This window comes from Methylacidimicrobium cyclopophantes (genome assembly GCF_902143385.2).
GTDB classification, from domain to species: Bacteria; Verrucomicrobiota; Verrucomicrobiia; order Methylacidiphilales; family Methylacidiphilaceae; genus Methylacidimicrobium; species Methylacidimicrobium cyclopophantes.
The window spans coordinates 1-7,305 of sequence record NZ_CABFUZ020000252.1 but is presented as its reverse complement, the minus strand read 5'-3'; the positions used below and the strand labels follow the sequence as shown (position 1 = coordinate 7,305).

The 7,305-nt window shown below is 60.2% G+C and carries 10 protein-coding genes; 3 read left to right on the top strand and 7 right to left on the bottom strand.

Features of this window, described 5'->3' with window-relative positions:
- Together FN369_RS11710 and FN369_RS10005 are read left to right on the top strand one after the other, a co-directional pair.
- On the top strand, window positions 1-371 hold a 371-nt coding region (locus FN369_RS11710; RefSeq protein WP_218580045.1), incomplete at its 5' end, for a hypothetical protein.
- Between the two features lie 9 nt (window positions 372-380).
- Complete coding sequence (locus FN369_RS10005; protein ID WP_142525995.1) at window positions 381-1,139, top strand: hypothetical protein; 759 nt, start codon at window positions 381-383, stop codon at window positions 1,137-1,139.
- Between the two features lie 18 nt (window positions 1,140-1,157).
- Here the strand turns inward: FN369_RS10005 and FN369_RS10000 are convergent, their stop codons facing one another.
- The 7 genes from FN369_RS10000 to trpC form a co-directional block, all read right to left on the bottom strand.
- Complete coding sequence (locus FN369_RS10000; RefSeq protein ID WP_142525994.1) at window positions 1,158-2,297, bottom strand: 5-(carboxyamino)imidazole ribonucleotide synthase; 1,140 nt, start codon at window positions 2,295-2,297, stop codon at window positions 1,158-1,160.
- Window positions 2,294-2,749 carry a 5-(carboxyamino)imidazole ribonucleotide mutase gene (purE, locus tag FN369_RS09995; protein ID WP_142525998.1) on the bottom strand — a complete coding sequence of 152 codons (456 nt, stop codon included), beginning with the start codon at window positions 2,747-2,749 and terminating at the stop codon, window positions 2,294-2,296. Before purE ends, FN369_RS10000 begins: the two co-directional genes overlap by 4 nt.
- A 229-nt stretch (window positions 2,750-2,978) precedes the next feature.
- A complete protein-coding gene (locus FN369_RS09990; protein WP_142525993.1) occupies window positions 2,979-3,725 on the bottom strand; it encodes a flavoprotein in 747 nt (248 codons plus the stop codon).
- The gene (gene gmk / locus FN369_RS09985; RefSeq protein WP_246189658.1) at window positions 3,715-4,359 is read right to left on the bottom strand and encodes a guanylate kinase; all 645 of its coding nucleotides are present in this window, start codon (window positions 4,357-4,359) and stop codon (window positions 3,715-3,717) included. Before gmk ends, FN369_RS09990 begins: the two co-directional genes overlap by 11 nt.
- Window positions 4,360-4,423: 64 nt before the next feature.
- Complete coding sequence (gene trpB, locus FN369_RS09980) at window positions 4,424-5,686, bottom strand: tryptophan synthase subunit beta (protein WP_246189657.1); 1,263 nt, start codon at window positions 5,684-5,686, stop codon at window positions 4,424-4,426.
- Window positions 5,653-6,267, bottom strand: coding sequence for a phosphoribosylanthranilate isomerase (locus FN369_RS09975; protein ID WP_142525991.1), 615 nt, complete (start codon window positions 6,265-6,267; stop codon window positions 5,653-5,655). The genes trpB and FN369_RS09975 overlap by 34 nt, the downstream gene beginning before the upstream one ends.
- A gap of 17 nt (window positions 6,268-6,284) precedes the next feature.
- Window positions 6,285-6,986: an indole-3-glycerol phosphate synthase TrpC gene (gene trpC, locus FN369_RS09970; RefSeq protein ID WP_246189656.1), complete on the bottom strand. Its 702-nt coding sequence runs from the start codon at window positions 6,984-6,986 to the stop codon at window positions 6,285-6,287.
- 92 nt (window positions 6,987-7,078) lie between these two features.
- Between trpC and FN369_RS09965 the strand changes: the two genes are divergently transcribed.
- On the top strand, window positions 7,079-7,305 hold a 227-nt coding region (locus FN369_RS09965; protein ID WP_142525989.1), incomplete at its 3' end, for a hypothetical protein.

The window sequence follows — 7,305 nt, the reverse complement described above, 5'->3', positions numbered from 1 at the left end:
TTTTTTCAAGCAGAAGACGGCATACGAGCTCTTCCGATCCGGCCGAGGAAAGCTTCTCCGCAGCGCATCCGCTTTTCGCCTCCCTCCTTCGTTTTTCGGCAAAGGCACCGGCGGAAGAGCTCTCCGCAGACATGAAGGACTTCTTCGCCGTCTCTCCGGGATTATACCCGGCCGGGCGGATCGAATGGGTGCTTGTCGACTCCTTGAGCCAGACAACCAACCGGCGCTGGGGAAGCATCGTCAGACAAACGCAAATCTTCCTCGCGCTCCTCCTCCTCTTTCTCCATCTCGCCGTATTCGGGACCGTTGGATGGATGGGATATCGTGAAATCGGACTGAGTCGCGCGGAGAAGAAGCAAGAAAAGGAATAGAAAACTCCCATGTCGACCGCCAATCTCCTCAGCAAAGAGATGACGCTCTTCTTTTTCCTCATAGGCTGCTTCCCCTCGGCCCCGGCGCACTCATCCTCCGTTCGGCTCCTTTCCGAGAGCGCCTATGCGCAACTGAGTCCTGGCGAACGGCTGCCGGTTTCCGCAGGGGCTCCTTCCCCGCAACTCATCCCACATGTACTCTATCAAGAAGACGTAGTTTTGCAGAACGGGCACCAGCGCACGAAGCTGCGCTTCTATTCCGAGGAGGACCCGGCAAATCCTCCGCTCTGGTTGCGCGTTTGGGAGAATGAGAGGCCCGTTCCGCCATTGCGCGAAGCGGCACCCGAAGAGCTTGTCCGCCTGGGGGAAAGAAGCGGAAACCCCGTGCTCTACGCCTGGACGATTCCGACGGTTTTCGAAGCGGACGAAATCAAGCGGATTCGGATTCGGGCCGAATATCCGGTCCATCCCGTTTCCGATCGCCCGAGGAACGACTCCTTTGAAATCTACTTTTCCCACTGGGGCTGGCAACCGTCGAACTCCGAGCTCCTTTTTCAATTCGATCTCGCTCCGCTGCTCTTGGCAATTCCTTGCCTCGGCCATTCGCCGACGCCCACCCTTTTCCCCTGGTTTCTCTCCTCCTGGTTCACGATCCGCCCTTTCGGATACGCATCGCGCGGCTTTACGGTCTGGTGGCGTTTTCGAGAGCCGGAAGAGAAGGAACGTTGCGAAAAGATCTCCTTGGAATGGTATGCTTGGTACCGGTAAAAGCCGGGAAAGGTTACCTTACCGGCTCGACCGGAGAATCGCTTGAGCCCGCTCGTCGATCGCCCGAGCCTCTTGGATCGAAGAGGCGATCACAGAGTAATGACCCATCTTCCGCTTCGCGGACAGCCGTCTCTTCCCGTAGAGATGCAGACGCAAGCCCGGCAAGGATAGGAGAGCTTCCCAGTCCGGCTCCCCCTGGGTCCACGCGTCACCCAGGATATTGCGGAGGAGGAGAGGCCCTCGCAACGAGACATCTCCCAAAGGGAGCCCGGCGATGGCGCGAAGCTGCTGCTCGAACTGGCTCGTGACGCAGCCGTCCAAAGTAAAATGTCCCGAGTTGTGCGGTCTCGGAGCGAGCTCGTTCACCAACAATTGCCCCCCCTCGGCAAGAAAGAACTCCACGGCGATCACCCCGATCAAGCTCAAAGCCGAAGCGATCTCCACCGCCATTGCTCTCGCAATTCCCTCGATCCTCTCTCCCAGTCCCGACGGGACCAGCGAATAATCAAAGATGCCTTCCCGGTGAAAGTTCCGAGGGATCGGGAAGACCGCGAGAGCACCCGTGGCCGAACGTCCCACGATGGCGGAGAGCTCGGCCTCCAAGGATACTTTCTTCTCCAAAATGGCCGGAACCTTTCCCAATTCGTGCCACGCGCCTTCCAAATCCGCCGGCTCCGATACCTCCACCTGACCCTTTCCGTCGTACCCGAGCCGCGCAGTCTTCAACAAGGCGGGAGTCCCTACGAGCGACAGGGCCTTCGTCAGATCTTCCGCCCGCTCGACAGGGCAAAAGGCGGCGACCGGACAGCGTCGTTGCAAGAGGAAGGCCTTCTCGCGGCGACGGTCCTGACAGATACGAAGAATCTCCGGGGAAGGGAAGAGGGCGACCTTCGATTCCAAGAAGGTCAAGCTTTCCGCCGGGAGATTTTCGAATTCGTAGGTGATGACGTCGGCGGCACTGGCGAATTCCGCCAGAGCATTCCGATCCGAAAAGTCCGAGCACCAATGACGGTCCGCGAGGCCGGCGGCCGGACTCTCCGGATCGGGATCGAAGATCGCGACACGATAACCGAGTCTTCTCGCTTCTCCGGCAAGCATCCGTCCAAGCTGGCCTCCACCGACAATTCCAATGGAAGAGCCGGGAAACTTCGGACTCATATTCTCTGATCCAGAACCCGTTGCGTTTGCGTACTGCGGAAGTCGCGCAAGAGTTGGGCGAGCGTCGGATTCTCCAAGCTCAGAATCGATACGGCAAGCAAGGCGGCATTCCGGGCGCCGGCTTCCCCGATCGCGAGGCAACCCACAGGAATCCCATACGGCATCTGCACGATAGAAAGGAGGGAATCCATCCCGCGCAACGCTCGCGTTTCCACAGGCACTCCGAGGACGGGCAGCGGCGTATATGCGGCGAGCATCCCGGGCAAATGTGCTGCTCCTCCCGCCCCCGCAATCAGAATCTTGATCCCGCGGTCAGCCGCGGTTAATGCATACTGCCGAAGCTTTTCCGGAGTGCGATGGGCGGAGACGATCGACTTCTCGTGAGGGACGGAAAAGTGCTGCAATACCTCGGATGCGCCCTGCAGGATCGGCCAATCGGATTGGCTCCCCATCAGGATCGCCACGAGCGGTCTTTCTTCGGTTCGCAAACTTTCGCTCACGTTCGAATGCTCAGCCCTTCTCCGTTCAGTTCTTCGATATCTGCGAAAATCGACTCCCTCGTAACGCGCCCCGAGGGCTCAGCCCCGTATTTGTAGACGAAATTCCTCCTTCGACCCAATTTTCGGGCCTTCAATTCGAACATCCGCGATTTTTCGCCCGCTTCGGAAAGGAAACCGCTCTCTATTTTTTCTTCGCGGCGACCCCTTTCTTGCCGTTCTTCTCCATTTTCTTCACCGCCGGCTTTTTCGGGGACTTCTTCTTTTCTGCCATCTCGTCCACCCCCCTCCTCTCGTCCTGGACACGGGACAAGGAAATCGATCTTGGCTTCCGCGCGGCAACTTCTTTCTCCTCCTGCTCGAAAGGAGGAATGCGATCGCTTTGCGCGGGCAAAAGCTCCCGGAGAATCTCATAGAGGCGGCCTACCGGCCAAAGCCGCCCCGGGCCCTCGCTCCCGCAGGAAAGAAGACCGCTTTCTGGACCGATGAATCGCACGCCCCGTTTCCGGAGCAGCGCTACATTGGCGCGAACTGCCGGATGGTTCCACATCCGGGCATTCATCGCGGGCGCCAGCAACACGGGTGCCTCCGTGGCCAGAAGGAGAGAGGTAAGCAAATCCGGAGAGAGCCCGCACACGTATCGACCGATTAGATCAGCGGTCGCAGGAGCCACGAGCACGACTCCGGCCCGCTCCGCCAATTCAATATGAACGGCTCGGCCCTCCAGGATCCCGGGACTTTCGTCGGTGTACGCGCACCGATGGGTGACCGCCTCGAACGAAAGGGGGCGGACGAACCGGAGAGCCCCCGGCGTCAACACCACATCGACACGATATCCGCCCTTGGTGAGCTGACTGGCCAGATCGATCGTTCGAAAGGCTGCGACAGAACCGGTCACGCCCAGAAGAACGGTGGGACGGTTATTTTCCATACACATACAAGGTCAATCTCCGACTCAGATACCGCTCCGCTCGCATGATTGCACGAAACTTTGTCAAATCCTCCTCCACCGAGCCGGAGAGAATCGTGTATTTGAACTCCTTCCATGCCTTCATTTCTTCCCGGCCCCGCTCCAGCCTTCGAGCGATCTCCTCTTCATTTTCCGTTCCGCGCTTGCGCAGGCGTCTCTCCAACTCGGCAAAGGTCGGCGGCATGATAAAGACGTCCACGAGTGCCGATTTTAACCGGGGATCTTCCTGATTCCGAATACTTCTCGCCCCTTGAACGTCGATGTCCAACAAGACATCCGTGCCTTGGGAAAGCGCCTGAAGCGTCGTTTGCCGCAAGGTTCCGTACCAACAGCCGTGAACCCTGGCGTACTCCAGGAACTCCCCGGCCGCGACCTTTTCAAAAAACTGTCGCTCGTCCAGGAAGAAGTAATCCTCTCCCTCCACTTCGCCGGGACGGGGCATCCGGGTCGTGCAAGAGATCGAAAAGACGAAATCGGGCGTCCGCCGCAAATTCTCGCAAAGAGTGCTCTTCCCCGTTCCGGAAGGAGCGGAAATCACGAAAAGAATCCCTTCCCTGCGAAATAGGGAATTCTCTTCTCCTTTAATGGATTGCATCGGTTCGTCTACGGAGCCGACTTCTCCCGACCCTCAGGGAAAAGTCCTTTTCGAGCGCTCGGGATCAGACAGGAGGAACCTCCTTTGTCGAAGAACCGCCGTTGGCCGCTCCGCGGCGCTGCATTCGGACCACTTGCTCGACATCCTTGTCCCCGCGGCCCGAAAGGTTGACGAGCAACACCGCCTCCGGCGGCAGTTCTTTGGCCAACCGGATGGCGTGGGCGATGGCATGGGCGCTCTCGAGGGCGGGAACGATGCCTTCCGTTCGCGCCAAAAGGAAGAACGCATGCAAAGCCTCCTCATCGCTGGCGACCACGTACTCGGCTCTTCCGACTTCTCGTAAATAAGCATGCTCCGGACCAACGGCCGCATAATCCAGCCCCGCCGATATCGAGTGAGTCAAAGCGATCTGCCCGTCGGCATCCTGCAACACAAAGGTCCGAGTTCCCTGTAAGACCCCGATGCTTCCCGCCGAAAAGCGGGCCGCATGTTCTCCGAGCCGGCTGCTCCGTCCGCCCGCCTCCACACCGACGAGACGGACCTCCGGATCGTCCAGAAACCCATGAAAGATGCCGATCGCATTGCTTCCTCCGCCCACACAGGCCACCACGGCCTGCGGAACTTCTCCGGACGCCTCGAGGATCTGTTTTCTCGCTTCCCGCCCAATCACGCTTTGAAAGTCGCGAACCAGCGTCGGGAAGGGGTGAGGGCCAAGCGCGGAGCCAAGGATGTAGTGAGTCGAGCGCACCGTGGCCGCCCAATCGCGCATCGCGGCATTGACCGCTTCCTTCAGCGTGCGCTGTCCGCTGCGCACCGCGACGACCTCCGCCCCGAGGATCTCCATCCGAGCGACGTTCAGGGCCTGACGTTCCATATCCACTTCGCCCATATAGATCGTGCAGGCCAACCCGAAGCGGGCGCAAACGGTCGCCGTGGCTACCCCGTGCTGGCCCGCTCCGGTTTCGGCGATGATTCGCTTCTTGTTCATGCGCACCGCCAGGAGCGCTTGGCCCAGCGTGTTATTGATCTTGTGCGCTCCGGTATGGAGAAGGTCCTCCCGTTTGAGATAAATGCGCGCGCCTCCCAAGCTTTCGGTCAGGCGCGCGGCGTAGGTAATTGGAGTCGGCCTACCCGCGTAGGTCCGCAGAAGCTCGTTGAGCTCCTCTTGAAAAGTCGGGTCGGCCTTGGCGGCCCGATAGACCTCCTCCAGCTCTGCCAGGGCTGCCACGAGCGATTCCGGAGCGAATTTTCCTCCGTAGGGTCCAAAATGGCCGCCGGCATCCGGTAGGCTGGCTAGAGGGCCTTGCATCTTCGTACAAATTCCCATACACGCTTTGGATCCTTTTTGCCAGGAGCAAGCTCCACTCCGCTCGCGACGTCTACCCCGAAAGGATTGGTCTGCGCGATCGCCTCCAGGACATTCTCGGGGGTCAATCCCCCGGAAAGGATAAATGGCTGGCGCAGCCTCTCCGTAAATTTCCGCACGAGTGGCCAATCCAGTCTGTTCCCGCTTCCGCCCCACAGTGGGGAAGGGCTGTCCAAAAGCAGAGCGGCAGCCGGGAAAGCAACTTCCGGAGCAATCCGCCAAGGTGGGCGGAGGGCTTTGATCACCTTCCGGGGCCGAAGAGAGGAACAGAACTCCGCGCTTTCGTCCCCATGCAATTGCCAGGCGCTGAAGCCGGCGAGCGATTCGATCCGTTCCATGTCGGAGACGGTGGGATTCACCAGGACGGCTATCCGCTCGACGAAAGGGGGAAGGGCCTCGAGAATTTCGGCAGCCGCTTCCGCCTCCACGTAACGCGGACTCCCCGGATAGAGAATGAATCCGAGAGCATCGGCCCCCGCCTCGATCGCGATCCGCGCATCGCAGAGCGAAGTAATTCCGCAAATCTTTACCCGCACCGGCATGGAAACAAGGTTCCGGCTTACTTACGCGGAGCGCGCCGGCCTCCCTGGATTGTTGCTTCCCGGCGGAACTCGGCCGCCTTTGCCTTCGGATCTTCCGACCGCATCAAGGCCTCTCCGACAAGAATCGCATCTACGCCCAACGCCCCAAGGTAGGCCGCCTGCGTCCCGTGGACAACCCCGCTCTCGCTGACGACTACGCGATCCTCCGGGATAAACCCGATGAGCCTCTCCGTGGTCGTCAGATCAATCGAGAAAGTTCGGAGATCCCGGTTGTTGATCCCGATCAGCTGTGCATCCAAGGCCAAAGCCCGATCCAACTCGGGTTCATTATGCACTTCCACAAGCGGTTCGAGTGCCAAATCGACGGCGAGGGAATACAAGTCGTGCAGCTCTTCCGAAGATAACGCCGCCACGATCAACAACACGGCGTCCGCTCCGAGGATGACACTTTGATAAAGTTGCGCTTCCGAAAGTATGAAGTCCTTGCGCAAGAGCGGGAGATCGACCGCCTCCCGGACTCGGCGCAGATCTTCCGTCGAGCCCGAAAAGAAGGAGCTGTCGGTAAGAACGCTGATCCCGTCGGCGCCGGCTTCGGCGTAGAGGATCGCTTGCTTGGGGGGATCGCAATCCGGGGCGATGGGTCCTGCCGAGGGAGAGGCACGCTTGACCTCCGCGATCAGGCCGATGGATTCCCTCTTCTTCCGGAGCGCACGGGACAAGGAACGGAGACGACGTCCTGCGTCCCGCGCTTCCCGGTACGCGTGGCCGAGGGACGCGTGCTGCTGGACGTCTCCGCTCCGCTGGCGCCGGCATGAACACGACCTGTCCCTATTGCGGCGTCGGTTGCGGGCTGATTGCCGGCGAGGGGACAATCGCTGGCGACCCCGCCCATCCGGCTAATCGCGGACGGCTCTGCGTGAAGGGCGCGAAACTCGCGGCCACGCTCGACGACCGGGAGCGACTGCGGACGCCGATGGTCGGCGGGCGCGAGACCTCCTGGAGCGCGGCGCTGGATGCAGCGGCGGACGGCTTCGCGCG

Coding starts and splice junctions, on each gene's coding strand:
- FN369_RS10005 (WP_142525995.1), top strand. CDS start 381: ATGTCGACCGCCAATCTCCTCAGCAAAGAGATGACGCTCTTCTTTTTC.
- FN369_RS10000 (WP_142525994.1), bottom strand. CDS start 2,297: ATGAGTCCGAAGTTTCCCGGCTCTTCCATTGGAATTGTCGGTGGAGGC.
- purE (WP_142525998.1), bottom strand. CDS start 2,749: ATGGGGAGCCAATCCGATTGGCCGATCCTGCAGGGCGCATCCGAGGTA.
- FN369_RS09990 (WP_142525993.1), bottom strand. CDS start 3,725: ATGGAAAATAACCGTCCCACCGTTCTTCTGGGCGTGACCGGTTCTGTC.
- gmk (WP_246189658.1), bottom strand. CDS start 4,359: ATGCAATCCATTAAAGGAGAAGAGAATTCCCTATTTCGCAGGGAAGGG.
- trpB (WP_246189657.1), bottom strand. CDS start 5,686: ATGGGAATTTGTACGAAGATGCAAGGCCCTCTAGCCAGCCTACCGGAT.
- FN369_RS09975 (WP_142525991.1), bottom strand. CDS start 6,267: ATGCCGGTGCGGGTAAAGATTTGCGGAATTACTTCGCTCTGCGATGCG.